The sequence below is a fragment of the Mycetocola sp. JXN-3 genome (assembly GCF_014522285.1).
GTDB classification, from domain to species: domain Bacteria; phylum Actinomycetota; class Actinomycetes; order Actinomycetales; family Microbacteriaceae; genus Mycetocola; species Mycetocola saprophilus.
In genome coordinates this window covers 2,254,784-2,277,857 of sequence record NZ_CP041635.1, presented here as the reverse complement: position 1 = coordinate 2,277,857, position 23,074 = coordinate 2,254,784, and the positions used below count along the sequence as shown (strand labels likewise).

Below are 23,074 nucleotides of genomic sequence, written 5' to 3'. Positions count from 1 at the left end.
CCCATGGACACACCAGACGACACCACCGGTGCCGTGCCGTCTCCGGAAGCGGGGGCCGAGCACCGTGCTGACCCCACCCCGACCGCGGCACCACTCACCCGGAACCGTTCACGAGGGCGGACAGGCGCGCGCCGTCGGCGCGGACTGATCTTCGGATCGGCCGCCGCCGCGGTCCTAATTGCCGGCGGGATTGCCGCCTGGGCCGGAGGACTCTTCGGCCCAGGGGCGGCCACCCAGGTCTCCTCATCGCTCACCAAATACGACATCAAGGTGTCCGATGGCAGCGGAGCATTTGTTGATGCAACTCGGGAGAAGCCGCTCCCGTTGACGTCTCCGGGCCTCGCCTCCGATCTGATCGGTGAGGGCTTGGAGTGGACGGTCACCGTAAAAAACGAGGGTGCCGCCACCGGACAGCTGTTTTTTGTGGTCTGTGATCCGATGTCCGCCAAGGTGAAGTACCGGGTGGCCCCGGGCAAGGATGTGATCTACCCGGATCTGTTTACCCAGCTCCGGTTCACCATCACCGATGACGCCGGCACCGTGGTGCTTAACAATCAGATGCTTGGTGCGGATGAAAACAACGATCCGAACGGCGATGGCACGCTGCGTGCCGACATTTCCCGGATCCTTGAGGCCGGCGGGGGAGAGGCCACGTTTACCATCCGCGCGGTCTTTGACTATGACCGGGAGGATGCCAGCCGGACAAAACTGGCGGCGTATAACGGCGTGGATACCGACTTTGGTGTTCGCATTGAGGGGGAGAGCTACTAATGGCCAGAGTGAATAACACCGTGGGGCGGGCGAAGACAGCGCCGGTACGTACCCGCCATTTGCGCATGGCGGGAGCCGCGCTGCTGGTGGCCGGGTTGGCCGCCGGTGCCACGGTACCGCTGATTGGGGAAACCACCGCGGGCTACACCGATTCGGCCTTCGCGCTCGCAGAGGGGGTGTCGGTACCCCCGACCACGGCACTGGCTTCGGTTGTTCCGTCCTATGCGTTGGACACCATGCAGGTGGTGGACGTGGCCGGAAACCTCTGGATCTGGGGGTACTACGGAAACTCCGGGCCCAGCACGGCCTCCGCCGGGCAGGGTGGTGGAAGTAACGGCATCGACTACTCCACGGGCACGGCGTTTAACAATCACAAACCGAACCAGTTCAAAGCCCTCACCAATATTCGTGCCATGGCCTCCTCTGCCTATGCAAACTACGCGATCGACGAGCATGGCAACCTGTTTGGCTGGGGCCAGAACAACGGTGGCCTGTACATGTTTGGCAACAACTTCAACGGCACCGGCAGGGTTGTCCCGCCCGGGACCACCCCCGAGAACGTGGTCACCAACTGGGCCGATGCGATCATCGACACCGACGTGGTCAGTGTCTCCTCGGTCGAGTACGGGGCGGCCTATGCCAAATCCGACGGCACGGTCTGGACCGTGGGAGACAATGAGCTTGCCCAGCGTGGTCAGGGCTTTACCGGTAACGGTAACGCCGCGCTGCGTGTCGCCACGCAGGTCACCGACTGGCCGGGCGGCACCCACCCGGACATCGTCTCGGTCTCCTCGGGATACGAGGGCTACTACGCGATCGCCGCCGATAACACCGTCTATTTCTGGGGACGCTCCTTCCGAGACGGAGCCGGGTCGCTGAACACGAACCTCATCGCGGCGGGATGCCAAACCGTAAACTCCGTCTACCGTGACTATCGCTGTAGTAAGCCCGTGGAAATCCCCGAGCTCACCGCAATCGCCCAGAAGGAGGGGATCAAGGAGCTGGGTGGGGGATATTCCCACGGTCATATGGTGACCGAACGGGGAAACCTGTATGCCTGGGGCAGCGAGGAAAACAACTACTCGGGCAATGACGAGCTTGCCGCCTCCGCGACAAACGGCACCCTGCCGCGGCTGAAGTCCGCCGATGTGGTGGCCTCATCCTCCCGGTTTGGGTCCACCCAGTACATCACCAAGGATGGCGAGGCATGGGCATACGGGAACCGGCTCTGGGGTGGGGCGTTCAGCCTCGATAACACCCAGGCGAAACCGGCGAACGGTGACCACCTGACCGGAAAGGTCTGGGATCCCCGGGCCGATCCGAAAAAGCGTAAGGCCGTTCAGGTGGGCGGAAATAAGGACTCGGCAACGATCCTGCTGGACGATGGAACCGTGCTCTCCTGGGGAGAAAATGGTGGCGGTGCCGCCTGTGGAGGATTCACCTATGCCGACTGTAAGGCAGCCGATGGAAGCGTCGCCACGGTCACCGCGGCCGGAGGAACCAACGGCCTGTACGTCTGGCCGCTCACCCTGGTAACGGGTATCCAGAATGTCGGACGCTATCAGACCATCACGTTGAACTCCTCGCCGTTCACCGGCACTGCGGTTATGTCGGGGCAGCGGATCGGGTACCGTGCCCTTGCCCGAAACCCTCTGACCGACGAGGCCACCTATACGGTTTCGGTTGATCTCAGTGGTCTGGGTTCGGACGCCGAGGTGGACCCCGAGACCATCCGCATCACCGTGGGCGATGACGATCCGATTCGCGGGGTGCAGACCGATGGTGTGGTCACGTGGACGGGGAAGGTGCCGGCGAATAGCCAGGTCCTGATCGCCCTGGACGCCGTGGTGAAGCCGGGCGTGCCCGGGGGTGCCGCCCTCAACGTCTCCGCGAACCTGCGGGTGAAGGATAGCACCAACGCGGATTCCGATACGGTGGCCCACATCACCACCACCAACCCCGCCGACCTGGAGGGGTGTGATTCCTGTGTCATCCCCTAATTGCCGGATGTCCGCGTGAAAGTCGACGGCCACTTCGGGTCAAAAAAACCGGTATCACGCGTACTACGGGCGGTTTCCGCTGGCGGTGTGCTGGTCGTGGCGGCAACAATCCTCACGGCATACCTGCTGGGGATCCGTGGATACGCGGTGACGGGCGCATCGATGGAACCCGACATTAGGGCGGGCCAGTTCATCCTGACTCGGAGCGTGCCGACCCAGGAAATACGGCCCGGAGAAATCGTGACCGTTCGCCGTCCCGGACGTGGAGACATGGTCACCCACCGTGTAATCACCGTCTCACAGGTGAATGGACTCGTGCACCTCAAACTACGCGGCGATGCCAATGCGACAGTGGACCCGTCAGATTATGTCGTGACCCGAGCGCAGCGGTACCTGTTCGCGGTTTTCTAAGGGAACGGGTGGCGGTTCTGGCGGCTCTCTCCCGCGACACGGTGCCATCAGACACCGTCGTGGTGCACGGAACGGCTCGGCAGGACTATCGATTCGCAGAGGACGCGGAGGACTACTGATGGATGACCGGGGGACCCGGATCACGGAAACCACCCGTGACGCCGACTTGATCACACGTTCCCGTACCGGTGAGCAGCGTGCGTACGCCGCGCTGTGGGAAAAATATCACGACCTCGCACAGGCCATCGCCCGGCCACTTGCTCATGCCGACGCCGAAGACATCGTGTCCGACGCCTTCACCACGATCTGGACCCAGCTGCAGCAGGGTGCCGGGCCGGAGACGAATTTTCGTGCGTATCTGCTGGCGACCGTGCGTAATATCGCGTTCAAATCGCATCGAAAGCTCGGCCGAGTTGTCACCGGGATAGATCTTGATCTCGGGGTGGTAGACGATGGGCCGCAGATCATCGAAAATGCCGAGGCCAACCGAGATATCCTGCTGGCATTCGAACATCTCCCCGAGCGGTGGCAGCGAGTGCTGTGGATGATCGAGGTGGAGCAGCGGCCTCGCGCCGAGGTTTCGGCGGCGCTGTCCCTCAGCCCCAACTCGACCACCCAGCTGCTGCGACGTGCCAAGGAGGGGCTGCGCGAAGCGTGGCTAGCCGAACGATTCACCGCCGACGGGGTGGCGCGCACCCATCGCGGATTTGTCCGTGACATGCCGCGATACGTGCGCGGTGGGTGGGCCACTCGCCGCCGACAGGAACTTCGTGAACACATCGGAGACTGTGGAACGTGTCGTGCCCGCGAAATCGAGCTGAAACGAGAGAGTGCGCTGCTGGGGCCCGCACTGGCGCTGCTGCCGCTGATCGGTGGCGGGGCACTGTTTGCCGGGCAACGTGGTGATTCCGCGCAGGCGGTTCCATCCGGTCTGCTCGCCCGGTTCGAGGCGCGATCGTCCGAAACCCTATTCACGCTGGGAAACCAGATGGCGATGCTGTCGCTACCGGCCGCGGTAAGCACGGTGGCCGTGGCCGTGGCCGTGGCCGTCGCCGCCGGAACCGTGTTGCTGGTTCCGCTAATGGTTCCCGGCATCGGGGAAACTCCCACCGCACGGCCCGCTGACATCATCCCATCGTTCGGTGCGCCCACACTCCCGCCGGATACCGCATGGCCCGAGCCCTCGGCGAACCCGGTGATCGTATCGGGGGACAGCGCCCCCGTGGACCCGTCGCCGAGTGCCCCGACATCTTCCAACGAGTGGTTCCCCCCACCGGATGATCCCGGGGAAACCTCGGCCCCGGCCCCGCTCACCCTTGCATTCGATATGGACCCGCGCGGAGATCTCGCCCCCGAGGCTTCGGGGGTTGCCGAACCCGGGGCAACCATCGAGGTGCGCGCCTCCGGGACGACCGCAACCACGATCGCCGGTGACGATGGGCGGTGGCACCTGGACCTCTCGGCGCTTGGGCTGGGGGTTGGCACACACTCGGTCAGCGCGCGGCGAATCGACGCGGTTCCCGCCCAGGTGGTCGGACCGTTAACCTTCACCCTCGCGCTTGCTCGCCTGACCGCGGAGGAAAACCCCACAATGACCTCGGGAAGCGCTTTTGTTGTCACCGGGATTCCCAATTCTGTGGTCTGTGTTGTGCCGCAGGGGACAGCCCCGCAGGAGATCCGGTTGGGACCTGCGGGTACTGCCCCCACGCAGATTGACGGGTCCACTCCGACCCGGTTTCGCTACTGTGCGGGTACCCGGCTGGGACCCGAGGGAAACGTAGCGCTGGCCGGAAGGTAGGCACTTCCATCTGCTTCCTCAGGTACCGCCTCCGGAGGGAAACGCGCCCCGCGCCACCATTATGTTCCGGATGGGGCTACTCGGCGACGATGCTCAGCGCCTCGATGAGCCCCGCCGCATCCACCTCAAACGTGTACACCAGCTGGACGCGTCCGCCGGGGAAGTTGCCCTCCAGGAGCTGCGTCACCGCGGTGGTGGTGCCCGTTTCGCGACTGGAAATCCAGGTCGAGGTGACCTCATATTCGCTGGCATCTCCGCCGAGCCAGCTGAGGATCTCGGCGGAACCGCGATGGGTATGGCCATCGTCGGTGACCACCGCATCCGGGGAAAACACCTCGGCTACCAGCCGCTTATCCTTGCCCTCCATCAGGTCAAAGAACCGCTGGATGATGGGAGAGTGTGGTGATGAATTCATGGTGTGTGCCCCTGTCCTAGATGGTTTTGATGGTGCCGCCATCAACGGTGATCTCCTGCGCCACGACCGAGGCCGCCGCATCCGACACCACAAACCCGATAACCTCGGCGATCTCCTCGGGCGGGGCGAAGCGGCCATCGGGCACGCCGCCCAGCGAGTCGAGGATGAGCTTCATCCCCGCCTCCTCGTCCACGCCGTGCGCCTCGGCGAGGCGGGCTGCCAGCGCGAAGGCACCGGGGCTCTGGATTCCGCCGGGGGAGACGGCGTTCACTCGAATGTGCTGCGCCGCAAGCTCATTGGCGAGACCCTTACTGTAGGCGCGCAGCGCCGCCTTGGCCGCCGCATATCCGAGAGTCCCGTCATAGAGCGGCATCTTGCCCTGGATCGAGGTGACGTGCACGATTGATCCCGAGCCACGCTCCTGCAGCAGCGGAATCAGGGCCCGGTCGAGGCGGACTGCGGCCAGCAGGTTCAGCGCCAGTTCCTCGTCCCAGTGGGCGTCGGTCATCGAGGCGTGGCCGCCGCCGGGGGTGTTGGAGCCGCCGGTCACGTGCACCAGGATGTCCAGGCCCCCGGACTCGCGGATGGCCTCGGCGATTCGAGCGGGGGAGTCGGGCGCGGTCACATCGAACTGCAGAAACGATTCGGCCGCTGTGTGTTCGGGACGTGATCGGCCCACGGTGGTCACGCGGGCGCCGGCATCGGCGAGGCGCTGCACGGTCGCGGCGCCGAGGCCCTTGGTGCCGCCCACTACGAGTGCGTGACGGCCGGCGAGGGAGAGCAGAGGGGGATAAGAAATTGTCATATCCCCAGGCTCGGCATTCCCCTAGGGGGAAGGTCAAGCTCGGTTAGCGCCCGGTGCGAAAAATGGGCCAGCCGATTTCGGTTACCAGCTCGGGAGACTCGTCGGTGGCCGCCCGCAGATAGCGTTCGCGCAGCGGCCCGGGCACTCCCAGCTCGTGCTCGGCCACATAGACACCCAGTGCCGCGTAGGTTTCGGCAATCGTCTCATCGGGCCCCCGGTGCACGGCAACGGCAAGCTCGACCGCGGGAAGCACCTCCAGACGAATGCGCCCCGGAAACTCGCGCGCGGCGACTCCCGCGCGCAGCGGAAGGAAGAGGACGGCCTCGCCGCGTCCGTCGAGGAAGAGCTCGGCGGCCCATTCGCCCCCAAGCGGCCCCGCGATGTCTGTCGGATCGACCGCCAACAGCTCGTCTCGGGCGGCGGTGTACCAGTCTCCGAGATCGTCGCGGTTGATTCGCTCACGAATCACCAGGGCCGGTAGCGCGGCAATGCTGTGGTGCTCGATATGGGGCGGGGTTGAGCCCGGATCCACCAGCCCACGCAGCGAGGCCACCGCGTGCTGGGTGACCCGAAGGCGCTCCTCGAGCCGGTTCAGGTGCTCGGTGATCAGGGCGTTGCGACCGGCCACATCCGCGGTCGCCAGAATCTCGCGGATGCTGTCCAGCGGCAGATCCAGCGCGCGAAACTCACGGATCACCCGGGCATCTGCCACCTGCCCGGAGGCGTAAAGCCGGTATCCATTGTGTGGATCGATCTCGGCCGGTTCCAGGATGCCCACCCGGTGATAAAACCGCAGCGACTTGGCGCTCAGCCGGGTGGCCTGCGAGAAATCGCCGATTGTCATGAGGGAAGCCATAGGGTCATTCTCTCCCATCCGCGGGCGCGCTCCCAACGGACAGGGAGCGTTCGGAAACATTCGCGTAATCCGGGCCGGTTACCCTCATTTGGGGGTCGAGTGTGCGGGCCCAATCTTTGGTTTACCGTTGATCAATTTCTCCGGGATTGATTGAATCGGCAGTGAACCACGATGCGAAACGAAGTCGGGTGCGTGGGTGCCCGTCGGGTCCGGTTCGCATCCCCTGTGAGGAGTTCAATATGACCGCGGAAACACTGAGGATCGCGCTGGCTCAGCGCCGTCCGTATCCCATCGACGGATCGATGGAGGGTTTTGCCCGGGAGGTCGCCGAGACGCTCGCCGTCCACCCAGGTACCGAGCTGTTGGTCTATCCGGAGATGCACCTGTGTGGGACCGAACACCTCCCCGAGGAGGCCCGTCCAGCGGCCCTGCGCGCCGCCGCGGTCGCGTTGGACGATGAGTATGTCACCCGGTTGGGAGCGATTGCCGCCGAGCACGGCATCTGGTTCTGCCCCGGCAGCATCGGCGAGATCGGTGAGGACGGCGAGTTTTACAACACCCAGCTGATCTTCGATCCCAGCGGCACCCTGCGCGCCAGCTACCGCAAGATGTTCCCCTGGCGTCCGTTCGAGCCGCACCGTCCCGGCGACAGGTTCATCGTCGAGGGGCTGAACCATGCGGGGACTTCGCACGGAACCGTGGGCCTCTCGATCTGCTACGACGCCTGGTTCCCCGAGCACGCCCGCCAGCTGGGCTGGCTGGGGGCCGAGCTGGTCCTCAATATCGTCAAGACCACCTCGCCGGATCGCGAGCAGGAGCTTGTGCTTGCCCGCGCCAATGCGATCGTCAACCAGTACGTGGTCGCGAGCCTGAACGCCGCCGAACCGGTGGGTCGCGGCCGCAGCATCGTGGTGGGTCCCGAGGGATTTGTGATCGCCGAGGGTGGTCTCGGCGAGGAGACCCTGACCTTCACGTTTGATCCGGCCGCGGTGGCCGCGGTTCGCGAGCACGGCACGATGGGCAGCAACCGGATGTGGGCACAGTTCCACGAGGGCGATCCCACCATCGAGCTTCCCATGTATCGGGGTCGTATCGACCCGCTGCACTGGTCCCCCCAAACCCCCAACGCAGGCGCCCAGTAGACCGTTTACGGCCCCTGAACGACGCGGCACACCATCCGAACGAGGAGTTCACTGTGTCAAATTCTTCCCCCGCTCCCACGCTTGCCCGCACGCTGAAGCTGCCCTCGCTGGTCCTGTTTGGGCTGGCCTATCTGACCCCGCTGATCGTGCTGGGAATCTTCGGTGTGATCGCCTCGCAGACCGGCGGTGCCAGCGCCAGCGCCTATCTGATCGCGCTGATCGCGATGCTGTTCACCGCGAGTAGCTACGGCCGGATGGCCAAGGCGTATCCGGTGGCTGGATCCGCCTACACCTACGTGCGACGCACGATCGGCGGTCGAATCGGCTTCCTGGTGGGTTGGTCGGTCATCCTCGACTACATGTTCCTACCGATGGTTATCTGGCTGATCGGTGGATCCTACCTCCAGGCGCAGTTCCCCGGGGTGCCGATGCCGGTGTGGATCCTCGGATTCATCGTGATCACCAGCGTCCTCAACGTGATCGGGCTCAAGGTGGCCGACCGTGCCAACCTGATCCTGATGTCCTTCCAGATCCTTGTCATCGTGATCTTTGTGGCCCTCTCGATCGCCTCGGTGGTGAACACCAACGGGCCCTCGGGCCTGTTCAGCGCCGGACCCTTCACCGGGATCAACGCCGGATTCGCGGGGATCGCCGGGGGCGCGGCTGTGGCGGCCTACTCCTTCCTCGGGTTCGATGCGGTGACCACGCTGACCGAGGAAACCATCGAACCGCGCCGCACGGTTCCCAAGGCGATCATGCTGGTCGCGCTGATCGGCGGCGGCATCTTCGTGATCGTGGCCTATGTGGCCCAGCTGGTGCACCCGGGCGGAACCTTCACCGACTCGGACACCGCGGCCTTCCAGATCGCCACCAAGATCGGCGGCAACCTCTTCGGCGCGGTGTTCCTGGCCGCGCTGGTGGTGGCCCAGTTCACCTCGGGACTGGCCGCCCAGGCCTCGGGGAGCCGCCTGCTCTATGCGATGGGGCGCGACGGCGTGCTGCCCAAGCGCATTTTCGGCGCGTTGAGCCCGCGGTTCCGGACCCCGATGCTGAGCATCCTGGTGATCGCGATCGTGGGCCTGATCGCGATGTTCATGGACGTGTCCACCTCGACCTCGTTTATCAACTTCGGGGCGTTTGTGGCGTTCATCATGGTGAACCTGTCGGTGATCGTGTACTGGTTCAAGCAGCGCCGCGAGGGCGTGACCCACAATCCGCTGGTGTACGTGGTGGTGCCGATTATCGGCATGATCGTGATCGCCTACCTGCTGACCCAGCTGGACGTGCACGCGATCACCCTGGGCGCGATCTGGTTTGTGCTGGGAGTGATCGTGCTGGGGATCACCACGCGCGGCTTCCGTCGCCAGCCGCCGGAGCTCAGCGTCGACAACGTTTAGCCCATGAGCAACGGCGCCGCGTTCCTCGGGAGGGAACGCGGCGCCGTTTTATGCGGGGGCGACTACCACTGCGGGTGCACGGTGGCGCGGAAGTAGCGGTCGTAGATCTCGTGCACGCGGGCATCCAGCTCGGGGGAGGTGTGGGGCAGATCGGCGGCCCCGGCGTTGGCGAGGGCCTGGCGGACATTTCGCGCTCCGGGGATGGCGGCGGTCACGCCGGGCTGATCGATCAACCAGCGCAGCGCCGCCTGCGGAACCGAGACACCGTCGGGCAGGGCCGCGGCAAACTCCTGGGCGGCGGCCAGCCCGTCGGCAAAGTCCACCCCGCTAAAGGTTTCGCCGCGGTCGAAGGCTTCGCCGTTGCGGTTGTACGTGCGGTGGTCGTTCTCGGGGAACACCGTGTCCGCGGTGTACTTGCCCGAGAGCAGTCCGCTGGCCAGCGGTACCCGGGCGATGATCCCCACATTGTGGGCACGAGCCGCGGGCAGAACCTCGTCCAGGGGCTTGAGTCGGAACGGGTTGAGGATGATCTGCACCGAGGACAGCCCCGGACGGTCGATCGCGGTGAGGGCCTGCGCGCTCTCCTCGACGCTCACCCCGTAGGCGGCGATGGCCTGCTTTTCCACCAGATCATCCAGCGCATCAAACACGCGCTGGTCGGTGTAGACGGCGGAGGGCGGGCAGTGCAGCTGCACCAGGTCCAGGGTGTCCACGCCGAGGTTGGTGCGCGAGCGGTCCACCCAGGCGATGAAGTTCTCGCGCGAGTAGTTCTCGGGCAGCTGCTCCTGGCGGCGGCCGATCTTGGTGGCCACAAAGACGTTCTGCTCGGGATTGCGCTCGCGGAAGGTGCGGATGAAGCGCTCGCTGCGTCCATCGCCGTACACATCGGCGGTGTCAAAGAAGGTGACGCCGGCGGCTATCGATTCCTCCAACACGGCCAGCGCATCGGCCTCGCTGACCTCGCCCCAGTCGGCACCCAGCTGCCAGGTTCCTAGCCCGATCACCGAGACGGATCGTCCGGTTTTTCCTAGACTGCGCTGTTCCATGGGTGTGCTCCTTCTGCCGAACTCGGTGGCATCGCCGGAATTCCGGGGTGCGGGTTCAATGGTAGCGAAACTGATGGTGCCAAAGTGGTGACAAATCACCCGCACCATGACATCGTTCACTACACGGCCTATTCAACGAAAAACGTGCCACACAATAGGTATGTGTAACAATTTCTGTCGATGAGAGGAGTGAAAATCATGTCGAAATTCCCGGTTTTCCTGCGTTATCAGGACCTGGGGTCGCAGGGTCTGACCCGACACGGGTTCGATCGATTGGTCGATGAGGGCGGATACGAGCGCGTTGCACCGGGGTCCTTTATGCGTCCCGGGGTTATTGATGACACCGCCGCCGCCTGGGTCGCAATTGCCGCGAAGAAACCTCGATCGACACTGTGCATGATGACCGCCCTGTCCATCCACGGGCTGACTGACGAGATCCCCGTTCACTCGGATATTGCTATTCCGCGTGGGCAGCAGCCGGTCAAGGTTGAGTTTGAACCCGTGTCCTGGCATCGATTTGATCCGATTACCTTCGATCTTGGCCGCACCGAATATCCCCTCATTGACGGGGCCACCATTGGTCTGTACTCGGCGGAACGAACCCTCGTGGATCTCTTCCGTCTGCGTCATCGGTGGGGCAGTGATATCGCCCATAGCGCCCTCAAACAGTGGCTGCGCTCTCCTACACGCAGTATCCCGATGCTCCTCGACATTGCGCAGGCATTCCCTAAGGCTCGTCCCGCACTCACCACGGCGCTGGAAATACTCTTATGAACCCCTGGGCTCAGCACGGCACGCCCGCCGGCGATGCAACGCTTGCCATTCAGGCGCTGGCGAGAAAATCCGGTGCGAATGTGCAGGAGCTACTCACGCTCTACGCTCTCGAAGCCCTGCTTGAGCGTATTTCCCGCTCTCCCGACGCGGACGAATTTGTTCTGAAGGGAGGAGTGCTCCTGGCGGCATTTGAGGCGCGGCGTCCCACTCAGGACATCGATGTGCAGGTGTCGGGGTTGGTTAGTCGAACTGACGTGGTTGCCGAGAAGATTCGAGCCATCGCTCGGATTGAGGTTGATGACGGGGTGGTCTTCGAAGAGGACTCAATGGTTGTCTCGGTAATACGCGATTCGGATGAGTATTCGGGCGTTCGGGTGAAGCTCACCGCCGGGATTGGGCGAGCTCGGCTCTTTGTGGGAATCGATGTCAACTTTGGTGATCCGATTTGGCCGGAGCTGCAGAGGGTGAGGATTCCCCGGCTGGTCGCGTTGGGACAGCCAGTCCTGGAGGTTTTGGGTTACCCCATGGTGATGGTTCTGGCGGAAAAGATTTCGACGGTCATGGAACGTGGACCGGTGAATTCACGATGGCGAGACTTTGCCGATCCTGATTTCGATGTGGGAGGAACATGGGATCCCGTCGGCGGGCACTGGACCAATCGAGATCTGGACAAGTACCCGCCGGCTCCGAGAATTTAGCCCCGATCTGCCAACGGGGCGCTTCCGCGGTAGAAGTTGTAATCGAGCCCCTGTGAATCGGTGAAAACGATGCCGGTGATCTTCCGGAATTCCGGCCCGATGAAGTTCAAGACATTAATGCCGAGGCGCTTAACCGATTCTTTTGTCAGCTGCTCCTGAACGTTGATCTTGAGGTACCCGTCGGTGCTGCCGCCCCATCCGGGCTGGATCGCGTACAGAGGGTTCGCCAGCGAGTTTTCGTACCCAGGCATGCTGAGAAAGTCGGTCGGGCTGCTGACATTGTGCATTTCCAGCCAGCGCGCCTCGGCCGTTGCGGGCGAAACCGCCGCGACCTCCGGGGCCGGGCTGCTGACTTCGGGTATCGGCACCGGGGCTTCCGAAGCGGTGGTGGTGGGCTCGATCGAGGCTACCGGCGCGCTCGGAGCCGGCGCGGCATCGTTCTTCCCCGAACCACCATTGACAAGGTTTGAAATGGTCCCGATCACGAGAAACACCCCGACAACGATCCAAAACCACTTCTTTTTCCACACGGGCTTTTTCTGGGGAACGGGCGAGGGGGCGATGGGTGTAGTCATTAAGGGTCCTTGGTCTGTGGCTGCGGTGATCGCCAGGTCGTTGGGCCGTCGTGACCGATCGATCGGGGGAAATCGTGCGATTCATTACCCCCAGTTCAGGGAGGTGTCGCTGTATTGCCGGCGTGATCATCGAGGTGTTGGATTTGTTACGGCATCTGAGGTTATTACCAATAGCCGTTCAGTTACCAATGGAGATCGGGAAATCTGTCGGTGTCGGCATGCCCAGGAGGCGGCGAATTCTCCTGCTAACGTCTGACTCATGACCGAACCCACCCGCTCTGAAGTCGCCCCCGACTCATCTGAAATGGATTCGGCGGATGACTCCTCGGCGACGGAAACACCTGACTCCAACCAACCTCCTGGACGTTTCCAGCGCGCATTTCGGGAACTGCCGACATGGGCGCGACGTTCGGGGGTTGGATTGTGCGTGGCCGTTGGAGTTCTGCTCGCGGGTGGAATTACGGGAACGAGTATTGCCGTGCACAATTTCACTGCAGGAGAGGTACTTAAGACTCGGATTCAAGAGGGCAAGGATTATCAGTCCGAGCTCTCCGGTGATATTTCAAGTTTGAAATCTGAAAACTTGAAGCTGGCCGAGCAGGTGGAAAAGCTCGACCAGCGCGAAGCCGCGCTGAAAGAGCGTGAAACCCTCGCGCAGAACAAGGACGGGGAACTCACTCAGCGCAGCGAAGAAATTAGCGCTCGAGAAGAAGCCGTAGGAGCCGCAGAAGAGGCCAAAAAATCCACCTCATTCGACTCAGGAACTTTCATCGTGGGTACGGATATCCAACCGGGTACCTATCGTAATTCCGGCACGAGCGACTGCTATTGGGCTCGACTGAGCGGCCTCGGCGGAAGCGTCTACGACATCATCGCAAACGACAATGCCAACGGCCAGGCTGTCGTGCGAATCGCTGCAAGTGATGCAGGGTTTACCTCTTCGCGCTGCGGTACCTGGACGCTTCTGCAGTAATTTGGTGCACGCATCCCGATGCTAGCGACCTATGGACTGACTAGTCGCGTTCCTCGTCCTGGAGGTGCGCCAGTTCGGCGGCGCTCACCGGGTACTGATGACCCTCATCATCGACCCACATATGGGTGCGTCCAGCCTCGGTTGAGAAAGGCCGTTCAAACAGAATGAGGAGCGCCCCGGTCTCCGGGTGCACTTTATGAGGAGTCACCATAGGGAGACACTAGACCCCCGCGGCAGGCACGGCAAGACCCAGATTTGCCGTCGAGACGAAAACGGTAACGATAGGGACAGCTGTTTCAGTGTTGGCGCTGAATTATGCTCCACTGGCGGGATTGAGAACCTTCAATCGTGGGTAGATGCTGAAGCGTTTGTCGGCCGTGATGAGCGGTAGTCATAACGAGAGGGAATGAGCGGCGATAAGGGCATCCTTTGCGCGCAGCCGCGTTGTATCTAACCCGGCAAACTTTCCGAATTCAATCGCGGCGTCCGTATCAAAGTTCACCCAGAACCGTGAAATCTGATCAAGCAACGTGAGCATCGCCAGACGGATCGATGCTTCCTCGGCGCGGCTATTGTCTTGCAGCATGAGGCGATAACCATGTTCAAGTTCGGACCGCACAATGGTGCTTGCCCGATAGTGGTCGATTCTGCCGAGGATGCGCGACGGCGCCGTAATGAATACGTTGGTGTCAAGGAGTGCGTCCGTCATTATGAGCCCGAACCGTGTGGACCGCGAGACTCCTCTAATTCCTGCAGCTGCCGCGCAACGTGCTCTGCGGTGATTCGACGACTCAAAGACTGAAGCCGAGCGGCAATTTGAGGTTGAGGCTCAGTGCTAAGCGATGACATGAGTTCCGTCGCCGAAGCCGTTTCGATTGGCTCAGTGAAAGCTGCACTTTGCTCTTCTGTGGACACTAGCTGATCCCCTCTCACTTGCTCGTCTCATGCGAATGTTTGCCCACGCTACCAGGGGTTTAGGCCTTTTACTGGGGATTCAAATGGCATATACATTGTTTTTCGTGCACGGGGACGCCGGTAACATGGGGCCTCATGAACGCGTATCGGCAGGACGAGTGGGAGGCCTTTCGGGAGCACGCCTCCACGGTAGTTTCGCCCTACCTGATGGGCACCGGGGTGGTCACCCCCGAGGATGGCCATTCGCGGCCGGTGTCTCCGCCGCACACCCATCCCGATGCGATGCTCGCCTGGTGCTATCGGGGGACAGTCTGGGTGTACCTGCAGGATGCGATGTGGCGTCTAGCACCGGGGCAGGGCGTCTGGATTCCCGCGGGAACCCCGCACACCTCCCGTCACGATCGTGATTCGACCGGCTGCTATACCTACATTCCCGACCATGCCCTGGTGGCCCCGGTCGAGGAAACCTCCCGCGTGCTCGTGCCGCGGGCTGTTCAGGAGATGCTGCTGCATCTGGGCATCAACGACATGCCCGATGACCTGCGGATCCGCATCCAGGCCGTCCTGATCGAGATGGTGCAGCAGCCGGTCGCCGAGGTCGCCGAGGGATGGGGCGAGGTTCCACTTCCGGTGGACGAGCGGGTCCAGGCCCTCGCGCAGGCGGTGCTGTCCGATCCCGGCGATCCGCGCACGGCCGCGCAGCTGTGTGCGCTTCACGGCCTGCATGAGCGGATGGTGGCCCGGGTCTTCGCACACGACGTGGGGATGACCTTCGGGCAGTGGCGCACCGGCGTCCGGATGACCCTGGCCGCGCGCCTAATCGTGGATGGTACGCCCGTCGGAGTTGCCGCCCACCGCTGCGGATACGCGAGTACCAGCGCGTTTTCGGCGGCATTTAGGGACCGATTCGGGATGACGCCGCGTCAGCACATCGCCCGGGTGGAGGCCGATTCGGCCCACCATCTCTACTGGCGCTAGGACCGGTCGCTCCCGGTGATGCCGACGAGTCATGACGGCGGTGTGCCTGCGCCTCACCCAGTGATGGCCGGCCGGGTCTCCGCTGTGCTCTCGCAACCTTCGTCGGCGCAGGGAGCGTTCGGGGGTATGCCCGCGCAATCCCGCGGGTTTCCGACCGGCTGTCGGAGCCTCGGCGTGTTGCTCGATTTTCCCTGAATTGTCGAAATAAAGACATAAATCGTCGGTTTGGCGACACTGTGTGGTGGGGATCCGTCCTAGCATCGACGTATTAGGTTAGCGTTACCTAATCAAGCTGCGTCGACGCGGCCACACTTTCCCCAACACTCTCAAGGAGAACCATGCCGCACGCCCTCGCGCGCCCCAAGGCCCGCCGCGTAACCACGCTGGCCGCCGTCGCGCTGGCCGCCGTCCTTGCCCTGGCCGGATGCGCCAGCGCCGATGCCAAGCCGGGTGCATCCGATGCCCCCGCCGCAACCTCCGGCGTGGTCATCAAGCACGCCCACGGCGAAACCAAGATCCCCCAGAAGCCCAAGCGCGTGGTCGCCCTGAGCTGGATGACCCCCGATATCGTTGCCGCCCTCGGTGTCAACCCCGTGGGCGTGGAAAAGGTGTGGGGTGCCGGTGACAGCGGGTTTACCCCGTGGTTCGAGGACTACACCAAGAAGGAATTTGGCAAAACCCCCGAGATCATCCCCGCCGGGGACGAGGGGCCCAACTATGAGGCGATCAAGGCGCTCAAGCCCGATCTGATCCTGGGTCTGTACTCGGGCATCAGCGACATCGAGTACAAGCGCCTGTCCGAGATCGCCCCGACCGTGCCCTATATCGAGGGCCCGTGGAATCCGGGAACCTGGGAGAGCATGACCCGCGTGGTGGGTAAGGCCATGTGGGAGGACCAGAAGGCCGAGGACCTGATCAAGGAAACCGAGACTCAGGTCTCGACCCTGGCCGGCAAGCACCCCGAGTTCAAGGGCAAGTCCTTCGTCTGGGGCCTGACCCTGAACGAGGGCGGCACCGACCTCGGCGTCTACCTCAAGTACGACGGCCGCGTGCGTATCACCGAGGCGCTGGGCTTCACCTCGACCTCGGCCATGGACTCGTTCCTGAAGAGCGCCGAGGGTGACAACTGGTACACCGGCGTCAGCCTGGAAAAGCTCTACGACGTGCCCGCCGACCTCTTCGTGGCCTGGGGCAGCAGCCACAACGACGGCGTCTACACGGTGGACAACAAGATTGTTTCGCGATGGGAGCCCATCGCGAATAAGCACTATGTGATCTACAACGAGGACGCCGAGGCTGCCGCGATCAGCGCGCCCACCGTGCTCTCGCTGAAGTACATCCTCCCCAAGTACGTCGACGATCTCGCCGCCGCGCTTGAGGGCAAGCCCACCAACACGGGCAAGTGACCTCCGAAGTAACCACCGCCCGCCCGCTCCCGGAACCTCCGGGGGCGGGCGACCGCGCGCCCGGCACGGACGCTCCCCGGCGGACCGGGCTCAAAGTCATCGGGCTGGTTGTGGTCGCCGGGATCCTGGTGTGTGCGGTGATCGCCTCGCTGATGGTGGGAAACCGGGCGATCGATCCCGCGACCGTACTGTCCGCATTGACCTCCTACGATGAGGACAATCCGCTGCACCTGATGGTCCAGCAGCTGCGCCTGCCGCGCACGATCCTGGCGATCTTTATCGGGGCCGCCCTGGCCGTCTGTGGCGCGCTAATCCAGGCGTTCACCCGCAACCCGCTGGCCGATCCGGGGATCCTCGGGGTCAACGCCGGGGCGTCCTTTGCGGTGACCTTTGCCGTGGGTGTGCTGGGCTTCACCGCCCCCGGCAGCTACGTGCCGTTCGCCCTGGGCGGTGCGCTGCTGCTCACCCTGATGGTGTATGCGCTGGGATCGTTTGGATCCTCGGGGGCCACCCCGATGAAGCTGACCCTCGCCGGGGTCGCCCTCGGTGCCGCCTTCACCGGATTCACCACCGCGATCGTGCTGCAAAACCGCAGCGCGCTGGATGTGACCCGGTTCTGGGGCGTGGGCTCGGTGGGTGGGCGCACGATGGATCAGCTCACCTGGGCGATCCCGCTGATCGTCGCCGGCCTGGTGCTGGGCATGATCTGCGCCCGCTCGCTCAATGCGCTGGCCCTCGGCGACGACCTGGCGCAGTCCCTCGGTGCCCGCGTCGCGACCACCCGGGCGCTGGTCATCATCGCGGTGACCCTGTTGGCGGGGACGGCCGTGGCCGCCGCCGGACCGATCGCCTTTGTGGGCATCATGATCCCGCATATGGTCCGCTGGTTTACCGGGCCGGATCAGCGCTGGGTGCTGTCCTATTCGATGCTGGTGGGCCCCATCTTCCTGATTCTTGCCGACATTCTGGGCCGCGTGGTGCTGCCCAATGGCGAGCTGCGGGTGGGCATCGTGACCGGACTGCTGGGTGCGCCCGTGCTGATCGCGTTGGTGCGTCGTAAGCGGGTGAGCACGCTGTGAGCGTCGACAATCTGTCCCACGCCTCCGGGCGTGAGCTTCCTCCGGTGGACTTTGGCCGTCGCCACTTCCGCATCGATACCACTCGTATTGCCGCTCGGATCCCGGCGCGCTCGGTGGTCATCTCGCTGATTCTGCTGGCGGTCATCCTGTTTGGCGGTCTCTACTCGATGACCATCGGCGCCTATGAGGTTTCCTTCGGTGAGGTCATGAACGCCCTGGTTAACCCCGCCGCCGACCCCGACATTCGACAGGTTGTGTTTGAATGGCGGCTGCCGCGGGTGCTGTTTGCGGTGCTGTGTGGGGCGGCCCTGGCGATGTCCGGCGGCATCTTCCAATCGCTGACCCGCAATCCGCTGGGATCCCCGGACATCATCGGGTTTGGTATCGGTGCCCAGTTCGGCGTGACCCTGCTGATGCTGGTGTTCAACCTCAACACCTATGCGTTCAAGGCCGTGGGGGCGCTCGCCGGTGGTCTGTTCACCGCGCTGCTGGTCTACGTGCTGGCAAATAAGAACACGATGTCCTCGTTCCGACTCATCATCGTGGGCATCGGGGTTTCGGCGGGCCTGGGATCGCTGACCTCCTGGATCCTGATCACCGTGAGCGTGGAAAAGGCCATGATGGCGGCAACCTGGGGTGCCGGATCGATCGCCTCGCTCGGCTTCGATCAGCTGGTGCCCGCGGCCATCGTGTTTGTGCTGGTGGCCGTGATCGCGCTCCCGCTGAACCGCACCCTCCCGGTCTTGGAAATGGGGGACGACGCGGCCACCGCGCTCGGCATCAATCCCGCCCGCACGCGGCTCTCGGCCATGATCATCGGGGTCGCCCTGGTGGCCCTGGTCACCGCGGCCGCCGGACCCATCTCATTCATCGCGCTGGCGGCCCCGCAGATTGCCCAGCGTCTGATCCGCTCAAACACCCCGATGGGGACCATCCCGGTCATGCTGACCGGTGCCGCCCTGGTCGTGGTTTCGGACGCCGCGGCCCAGCTGCTGGAGGTTCCGGTGGGTGTGGTCACGGTCTCGGTGGGTGGACTCTATCTGGCCTGGCTGCTGGCCCGGCAATACTCACGACGCTCGTGAAAGGAATACCCATGACCGCCTCCCTGCTCGCCCGGGATATCACCCTCGGGTACACCGGCGACCCGATCATTTCGGGACTCTCCCTCGAGGTGCCCGACAACTCGTTCACGATCATCATCGGTCCGAACGCGTGTGGAAAGTCGACGCTGCTGCGTGGGTTCGCGCGGCTGTTGAAGCCCACCACCGGGGCGGTGCTGCTGGACGGTGCCGAGCTGCGTTCGCTCAAACCCAAGGAGGCGGCGCGTAAGTTGGGGCTGCTGCCGCAGTCCTCGATCGCGCCGGATGGGATCACCGTGGCCGATCTGGTGGGCCGCGGGCGCTTCCCGCACCAAAACGCGATGCGCACCTGGAGCCGCGAGGACGAGCGGGCGGTGGCCGAGGCGCTGGACGCGACCGGCATCACCGAGCTCTCGCGCCGCCTGGTGGATGAGCTCTCCGGTGGCCAGCGGCAGCGGGTGTGGGTCGCGATGGCGCTCGCCCAGCAGACCGGACACCTGCTGTTGGATGAGCCCACCACGTTCCTCGATATCGCGCACCAGATCGACCTGATGGAGCTCTTCGCCGAACTCCACCAGGGCGGGACCACCCTGGTCGCCGTGCTGCACGACCTCAACCACGCGGCACGCTACGCGACCCACCTGGTGGCGATGCGCGACGGGGCGATTGTGGCGCAGGGGGATCCGCGTGAGATCATCACCGCCGAGCTGGTCGAGGCCGTATATGACCTGCCCTGCAGCGTGATCACCGATCCGATCTCGGGCACCCCGCTGGTGCTGCCGCTGGGTGGGCGGCGATCCTGGCAGCGCGCGCGGGCCGCGGAGGCGGGCGCGCAATAACCTCGTTGCCCCCGTCCGTGTGTTCCGGGGCCTCCGATTGCGGACCACAGGAGCACACGGGCGGCGGGCGGCTGTACGCTGAGGGGAGTATGGACCTTGAGATTTCCCGTTCGCTCACCATTCCGGCCGCCGAGCTGGAGTGGAGCTTTTCGCGCTCCTCGGGCCCCGGCGGCCAGCATGTGAACACGTCGGATTCGCAGGCACAGCTGCGCTGGAACGTGGCCGAATCACGGGTGCTCACCGAGCAGCAGCGCGAGCGGCTGCTGGAGCATTTGCCGGGAATCCTGGTGGACGGGGTCATCCAGATCACCGCCTCCGAACAGCGCTCCCAGCTGCGCAATCGCGAGCGAGCGCTGGTCAAACTCGGTGAGCGGGTCCGTACGGCCCTGCGCCCCGACGGTCCGCGCCGCCGCGCAACCAAACCCACCCGCGGATCCCAGCAGCGCCGCCTGCAGGCCAAGGGCCAGCGTTCCCAAACCAAACAGAACCGCCGCCGGCCCGCCGTCGACTAATTCGTGCCGGGGAGATCGCCAAACGCGTCGCGATACCCATATACTGCTCTATTGCCCATCAGGCATTGATGGGCCATATCACCGACATCGGTGACCACCCTAGAAGGGAGAAACGGCATGGAAAAGATTTCGAAGACGCTGATGAGCTGGGCATCGATTTTGGAGCCCAAGACACGAGAGCAGGCGCTTACCGCGTCTCGTCTGCCGTTTATCTATCCACACATTGCGTTGATGCCCGATGCTCACCTCGGCATGGGGGCAACCGTGGGCAGCGTGCTGCCCACCCTGAACGCGATCATTCCCGCGGCGGTGGGGGTGGATATCGGGTGCGGCATGATCGCCGTGCGCACCCAGCACACCGCCGAATCCATCGCGCACCTGGATCGGGCGCTCCTGCGTGAGGCTATCGAGGCGGCGATTCCGCTGTCGGCCGGTCAGTACAACACCGAGGAAACCGAGACGGCGAAGGCGCGTAACGACGCACTGGAGGAGTCGGCCAGACGCGCCGATTTTGATCCCGCCACATACGCCCCGAACTGGCGGCTGCAGCTGGGATCGCTCGGTTCCGGCAACCACTTCATCGAAATCTCGCTGGACGAGGAGGATCGCGTCTGGCTGTTCCTGCACTCGGGTTCGCGCGGGGTGGGGAACAAGATCGCGCAGCACCACATTCGGGTCGCCCAGGAGCTGGCTACGCTCTGGTGGATTTCGCTTCCCGATCCCGCGCTCGCCTACCTGCCCCAGGGAACCACGCAGTTCACGCGCTACATCAAGGAGCTGCACTGGGCCCAGGACTTCGCCCTCGCCAACCGCGAGGAGATGATGGACCGGGTGGTGGCCCGGTTCGCCGAGTGGACGGGGGAGGGCGTCACCGAATACGAGCGGATCAACTGTCACCACAACTACACCGCGCGCGAGAAGCACTTCGGCAAGGAGGTGTGGGTGTCTCGGAAGGGCGCGATCAACGCCGAGGCCGGTGTGCTGGGGCTCGTGCCGGGGTCGATGGGTACCCGCTCCTATGTGGTGGAGGGACTCGGGAACCCCGTCGCGCTCAAGTCCTCGCCGCACGGAGCGGGGCGCGAGTACTCGCGCAGCGCCGCCCGGAAGGCGTTCACCCGGGAGCAGTTGCGGGAGGCGATGGCGGGGATCGAATACCGCGATACCGACGCCTTCATCGATGAGATTCCCGCCGCGTACAAGGACATTGACGTGGTGATGGAGGATTCGAAGGACCTGGTGAAGATCCTGCACACCCTGCGGCAGATCGTCAACGTCAAGGGCGATTAGCCGCTTCCATGCTTCGGCGCACCCGATATGTGTGCGCCGAAGCATGAGACTCTCCTGTGCATACCGAGTCGCGTATACCGTTGCACCTAGACTGGGGACAGCAATCGGCAACCGCCCTTCGCTTCATTGCAGCCACGTCTCTCCCCGAAGCGCTGCTAGCCAGAAGAACGGTGCCGATTATGGAATCGACGTACGCCGAACCCGCAACCTCCACCCTCGGTCCGGTACGCCGCACGAAGGCGAAGACCAGCGACTTCCCGCCGATTGCCCACGCCTATAAGCAGGTTTCCGCCGAGGTGCGTGCGGCCGGTCTGCTCAAGCGCGCGCCACTGTTCTACGCGCTCGTGGGTGCGGGCCTCGCCGTGGCGTTTGCCGGGGCGATTGCCGGATCGATTCTGCTGGGGCACAGCTGGTTCCAGCTGATCCTGGCCGCGGTATTTGGCATCCTGTTCACCCAGGTTGCCTTCCTCGCTCATGAGGCCGCGCACCGTCAGATCCTCGCCTCCGGTCCGGCGAATGACCGCCTGGCCCGGGTGCTCACCTCGGTGGTGGGCATGAGTTATTCCTGGTGGGATTCTAAGCACAGCCGTCACCACGCCAACCCCAATAAGGTGGGCAAGGACCCGGACATCGAGCTGGACACCATCTCGTTTATCGAGGAGGACGCGGCCACCGCAACGGGACTGCGCCGCTTCATCACCCAGCGTCAGGGCTGGCTGTTCTTCCCGCTCCTTACACTGGAGGGCCTGAACCTGCACTTCCTGGGCTTCAAGCACCTCGCCAGCCCCGGTAAGGTCCGCGGTCGCTGGATCGAGATCGGCATGATCTCGGCCCGCTTCGCCCTGGTCCTGACCCCGCTGTTCCTGTTCCTGCCGCTGGGCATGGCCTTCGCCTTCTTCGGCGTGATGATGGCCGTGTTTGGGGTGTACATGGGTGCCTCCTTCGCCCCCAACCACAAGGGCATGCCGATCATCGATCCCTCGGCCCGTCTCGACTTCTTCTCCAAGCAGGTGCGCACCTCCCGCAACATCCACGGTGGACCGTGGGTCGCCTGGTTCATGGGCGGCCTGAACTACCAGATCGAGCACCACCTGTTCCCGAGCATGGCGCGCCCGCACCTGGCCGCCACCCGTAAGATCGTCCGCGAACACTGCAAGACCCTCGAGGTTCCCTACACCGAAACCTCGGTGCTGCGCTCCTACGCGATCGTGATCGCCTACCTCAACCGGGTCGGCCTCGCCGCCCGCGACCCGTTCGACTGCCCGGCCGCCGCGCAGATGCGTCGCGGCGGGGGACAGCTCGGGGTGTAATACCCGTT

At 64.0% G+C, this 23,074-nt stretch carries 23 protein-coding genes; 17 read left to right on the top strand and 6 right to left on the bottom strand.

Annotation, left to right across the window (positions count from 1 at the left end):
- Nucleotides 1–3 precede the first annotated feature (3 nt).
- From C7C57_RS10425 to C7C57_RS10410, 4 genes are all read left to right on the top strand, one after another.
- Nucleotides 4–771, top strand: coding sequence for a hypothetical protein (locus tag C7C57_RS10425; RefSeq protein WP_187976368.1), 768 nt, complete (start codon nucleotides 4–6; stop codon nucleotides 769–771).
- Nucleotides 771–2,771: a hypothetical protein gene (locus tag C7C57_RS10420; RefSeq protein WP_187976367.1), complete on the top strand. Its 2,001-nt coding sequence runs from the start codon at nucleotides 771–773 to the stop codon at nucleotides 2,769–2,771. The genes C7C57_RS10425 and C7C57_RS10420 overlap by 1 nt, the downstream gene beginning before the upstream one ends.
- Before the next feature lie 15 nt (nucleotides 2,772–2,786).
- Nucleotides 2,787–3,182 carry a signal peptidase I gene (locus C7C57_RS10415; RefSeq protein WP_187976366.1) on the top strand — a complete coding sequence of 132 codons (396 nt, stop codon included), beginning with the start codon at nucleotides 2,787–2,789 and terminating at the stop codon, nucleotides 3,180–3,182.
- A gap of 166 nt (nucleotides 3,183–3,348) precedes the next feature.
- A complete protein-coding gene (locus C7C57_RS10410) occupies nucleotides 3,349–4,980 on the top strand; it encodes a sigma-70 family RNA polymerase sigma factor (protein ID WP_187976365.1) in 1,632 nt (543 codons plus the stop codon).
- A gap of 76 nt (nucleotides 4,981–5,056) precedes the next feature.
- Here C7C57_RS10410 and C7C57_RS10405 read toward each other — a convergent pair whose 3' ends face one another.
- From C7C57_RS10405 to C7C57_RS10395, 3 genes are read right to left on the bottom strand one after another with little or no spacing between them, the layout of a single operon-like run.
- Complete coding sequence (locus tag C7C57_RS10405; protein WP_187976364.1) at nucleotides 5,057–5,395, bottom strand: nuclear transport factor 2 family protein; 339 nt, start codon at nucleotides 5,393–5,395, stop codon at nucleotides 5,057–5,059.
- A 16-nt stretch (nucleotides 5,396–5,411) separates the two neighbouring features.
- Nucleotides 5,412–6,200 carry an SDR family oxidoreductase gene (locus C7C57_RS10400; protein WP_187976363.1) on the bottom strand — a complete coding sequence of 263 codons (789 nt, stop codon included), beginning with the start codon at nucleotides 6,198–6,200 and terminating at the stop codon, nucleotides 5,412–5,414.
- A 43-nt stretch (nucleotides 6,201–6,243) separates the two neighbouring features.
- Nucleotides 6,244–7,056 (bottom strand): MerR family transcriptional regulator, encoded by an 813-nt coding sequence (locus C7C57_RS10395; RefSeq protein ID WP_187976362.1) that lies wholly within the window; start codon nucleotides 7,054–7,056, stop codon nucleotides 6,244–6,246.
- Between the two features lie 239 nt (nucleotides 7,057–7,295).
- On the opposite strand from C7C57_RS10395, the gene C7C57_RS10390 reads away from it, so the two are divergent.
- Both C7C57_RS10390 and C7C57_RS10385 read left to right on the top strand, forming a co-directional pair.
- Entirely contained in the window at nucleotides 7,296–8,198 is a 903-nt protein-coding gene (locus C7C57_RS10390; protein WP_187976361.1) for a carbon-nitrogen hydrolase family protein, read from the top strand.
- A 53-nt stretch (nucleotides 8,199–8,251) separates the two neighbouring features.
- Nucleotides 8,252–9,595, top strand: coding sequence for an APC family permease (locus C7C57_RS10385; protein ID WP_187976360.1), 1,344 nt, complete (start codon nucleotides 8,252–8,254; stop codon nucleotides 9,593–9,595).
- A gap of 62 nt (nucleotides 9,596–9,657) precedes the next feature.
- Here the strand turns inward: C7C57_RS10385 and C7C57_RS10380 are convergent, their stop codons facing one another.
- Nucleotides 9,658–10,641 (bottom strand): aldo/keto reductase, encoded by a 984-nt coding sequence (locus C7C57_RS10380; protein WP_187976359.1) that lies wholly within the window; start codon nucleotides 10,639–10,641, stop codon nucleotides 9,658–9,660.
- Between the two features lie 198 nt (nucleotides 10,642–10,839).
- Here C7C57_RS10380 and C7C57_RS10375 point away from each other — a divergent pair, with 198 nt between their 5' ends.
- A complete protein-coding gene (locus C7C57_RS10375) occupies nucleotides 10,840–11,415 on the top strand; it encodes a hypothetical protein (protein WP_255505654.1) in 576 nt (191 codons plus the stop codon).
- Nucleotides 11,412–12,113, top strand: a complete 702-nt coding sequence (locus C7C57_RS10370) for a nucleotidyl transferase AbiEii/AbiGii toxin family protein (protein WP_187976357.1) — start codon at nucleotides 11,412–11,414, stop codon at nucleotides 12,111–12,113. The genes C7C57_RS10375 and C7C57_RS10370 overlap by 4 nt, the downstream gene beginning before the upstream one ends.
- Here the strand turns inward: C7C57_RS10370 and C7C57_RS10365 are convergent.
- Complete coding sequence (locus C7C57_RS10365; protein WP_187976356.1) at nucleotides 12,110–12,688, bottom strand: hypothetical protein; 579 nt, start codon at nucleotides 12,686–12,688, stop codon at nucleotides 12,110–12,112. The genes C7C57_RS10370 and C7C57_RS10365 overlap by 4 nt on opposite strands.
- Before the next feature lie 259 nt (nucleotides 12,689–12,947).
- Here C7C57_RS10365 and C7C57_RS10360 point away from each other — a divergent pair, with 259 nt between their 5' ends.
- Nucleotides 12,948–13,661: a hypothetical protein gene (locus tag C7C57_RS10360; protein ID WP_187976355.1), complete on the top strand. Its 714-nt coding sequence runs from the start codon at nucleotides 12,948–12,950 to the stop codon at nucleotides 13,659–13,661.
- A gap of 391 nt (nucleotides 13,662–14,052) precedes the next feature.
- On the opposite strand, the gene C7C57_RS10355 is transcribed toward C7C57_RS10360, so the two are convergent.
- Nucleotides 14,053–14,370, bottom strand: coding sequence for a PIN domain-containing protein (locus C7C57_RS10355; protein WP_187976354.1), 318 nt, complete (start codon nucleotides 14,368–14,370; stop codon nucleotides 14,053–14,055).
- 341 nt (nucleotides 14,371–14,711) lie between these two features.
- Between C7C57_RS10355 and C7C57_RS10350 the strand changes: the two genes are divergently transcribed.
- From C7C57_RS10350 to C7C57_RS10315, 8 genes are all read left to right on the top strand, one after another.
- The gene (locus tag C7C57_RS10350; protein WP_187976353.1) at nucleotides 14,712–15,554 is read left to right on the top strand and encodes an AraC family transcriptional regulator; all 843 of its coding nucleotides are present in this window, start codon (nucleotides 14,712–14,714) and stop codon (nucleotides 15,552–15,554) included.
- A gap of 338 nt (nucleotides 15,555–15,892) precedes the next feature.
- Nucleotides 15,893–16,960, top strand: a complete 1,068-nt coding sequence (locus tag C7C57_RS10345; protein WP_187976352.1) for an ABC transporter substrate-binding protein — start codon at nucleotides 15,893–15,895, stop codon at nucleotides 16,958–16,960.
- Nucleotides 16,957–18,039 carry an iron ABC transporter permease gene (locus C7C57_RS10340; RefSeq protein ID WP_255505653.1) on the top strand — a complete coding sequence of 361 codons (1,083 nt, stop codon included), beginning with the start codon at nucleotides 16,957–16,959 and terminating at the stop codon, nucleotides 18,037–18,039. The genes C7C57_RS10345 and C7C57_RS10340 overlap by 4 nt, the downstream gene beginning before the upstream one ends.
- Nucleotides 18,036–19,121 (top strand): iron chelate uptake ABC transporter family permease subunit, encoded by a 1,086-nt coding sequence (locus C7C57_RS10335; protein WP_187976351.1) that lies wholly within the window; start codon nucleotides 18,036–18,038, stop codon nucleotides 19,119–19,121. Before C7C57_RS10340 ends, C7C57_RS10335 begins: the two co-directional genes overlap by 4 nt.
- An 11-nt stretch (nucleotides 19,122–19,132) precedes the next feature.
- Nucleotides 19,133–19,957, top strand: a complete 825-nt coding sequence (locus C7C57_RS10330) for an ABC transporter ATP-binding protein (RefSeq protein WP_187976350.1) — start codon at nucleotides 19,133–19,135, stop codon at nucleotides 19,955–19,957.
- Nucleotides 19,958–20,046: 89 nt separating this feature from the next.
- Nucleotides 20,047–20,469, top strand: coding sequence for an alternative ribosome rescue aminoacyl-tRNA hydrolase ArfB (gene arfB / locus C7C57_RS10325; protein ID WP_187976349.1), 423 nt, complete (start codon nucleotides 20,047–20,049; stop codon nucleotides 20,467–20,469).
- A 117-nt stretch (nucleotides 20,470–20,586) separates the two neighbouring features.
- Entirely contained in the window at nucleotides 20,587–21,756 is a 1,170-nt protein-coding gene (locus C7C57_RS10320) for an RtcB family protein (RefSeq protein ID WP_187976348.1), read from the top strand.
- A 179-nt stretch (nucleotides 21,757–21,935) separates the two neighbouring features.
- Entirely contained in the window at nucleotides 21,936–23,066 is a 1,131-nt protein-coding gene (locus C7C57_RS10315) for an acyl-CoA desaturase (RefSeq protein WP_187976347.1), read from the top strand.
- Nucleotides 23,067–23,074 lie beyond the last annotated feature (8 nt).

What these genes read in the sequence shown, in the direction of transcription:
- C7C57_RS10425 (WP_187976368.1), top strand. Translation starts at nt 4, where the DNA reads ATGGACACACCAGACGACACCACCGGTGCCGTGCCGTCTCCGGAAGCG.
- C7C57_RS10420 (WP_187976367.1), top strand. Translation starts at nt 771, where the DNA reads ATGGCCAGAGTGAATAACACCGTGGGGCGGGCGAAGACAGCGCCGGTA.
- C7C57_RS10405 (WP_187976364.1), bottom strand. Translation starts at nt 5,395, where the DNA reads ATGAATTCATCACCACACTCTCCCATCATCCAGCGGTTCTTTGACCTG.
- C7C57_RS10400 (WP_187976363.1), bottom strand. Translation starts at nt 6,200, where the DNA reads ATGACAATTTCTTATCCCCCTCTGCTCTCCCTCGCCGGCCGTCACGCA.
- C7C57_RS10395 (WP_187976362.1), bottom strand. Translation starts at nt 7,056, where the DNA reads ATGGCTTCCCTCATGACAATCGGCGATTTCTCGCAGGCCACCCGGCTG.
- C7C57_RS10390 (WP_187976361.1), top strand. Translation starts at nt 7,296, where the DNA reads ATGACCGCGGAAACACTGAGGATCGCGCTGGCTCAGCGCCGTCCGTAT.
- C7C57_RS10380 (WP_187976359.1), bottom strand. Translation starts at nt 10,641, where the DNA reads ATGGAACAGCGCAGTCTAGGAAAAACCGGACGATCCGTCTCGGTGATC.
- C7C57_RS10375 (WP_255505654.1), top strand. Translation starts at nt 10,840, where the DNA reads ATGTCGAAATTCCCGGTTTTCCTGCGTTATCAGGACCTGGGGTCGCAG.
- C7C57_RS10370 (WP_187976357.1), top strand. Translation starts at nt 11,412, where the DNA reads ATGAACCCCTGGGCTCAGCACGGCACGCCCGCCGGCGATGCAACGCTT.
- C7C57_RS10365 (WP_187976356.1), bottom strand. Translation starts at nt 12,688, where the DNA reads ATGACTACACCCATCGCCCCCTCGCCCGTTCCCCAGAAAAAGCCCGTG.
- C7C57_RS10360 (WP_187976355.1), top strand. Translation starts at nt 12,948, where the DNA reads ATGACCGAACCCACCCGCTCTGAAGTCGCCCCCGACTCATCTGAAATG.
- C7C57_RS10355 (WP_187976354.1), bottom strand. Translation starts at nt 14,370, where the DNA reads ATGACGGACGCACTCCTTGACACCAACGTATTCATTACGGCGCCGTCG.
- C7C57_RS10350 (WP_187976353.1), top strand. Translation starts at nt 14,712, where the DNA reads ATGAACGCGTATCGGCAGGACGAGTGGGAGGCCTTTCGGGAGCACGCC.
- C7C57_RS10345 (WP_187976352.1), top strand. Translation starts at nt 15,893, where the DNA reads ATGCCGCACGCCCTCGCGCGCCCCAAGGCCCGCCGCGTAACCACGCTG.
- C7C57_RS10330 (WP_187976350.1), top strand. Translation starts at nt 19,133, where the DNA reads ATGACCGCCTCCCTGCTCGCCCGGGATATCACCCTCGGGTACACCGGC.
- arfB (WP_187976349.1), top strand. Translation starts at nt 20,047, where the DNA reads ATGGACCTTGAGATTTCCCGTTCGCTCACCATTCCGGCCGCCGAGCTG.
- C7C57_RS10320 (WP_187976348.1), top strand. Translation starts at nt 20,587, where the DNA reads ATGGAAAAGATTTCGAAGACGCTGATGAGCTGGGCATCGATTTTGGAG.
- C7C57_RS10315 (WP_187976347.1), top strand. Translation starts at nt 21,936, where the DNA reads ATGGAATCGACGTACGCCGAACCCGCAACCTCCACCCTCGGTCCGGTA.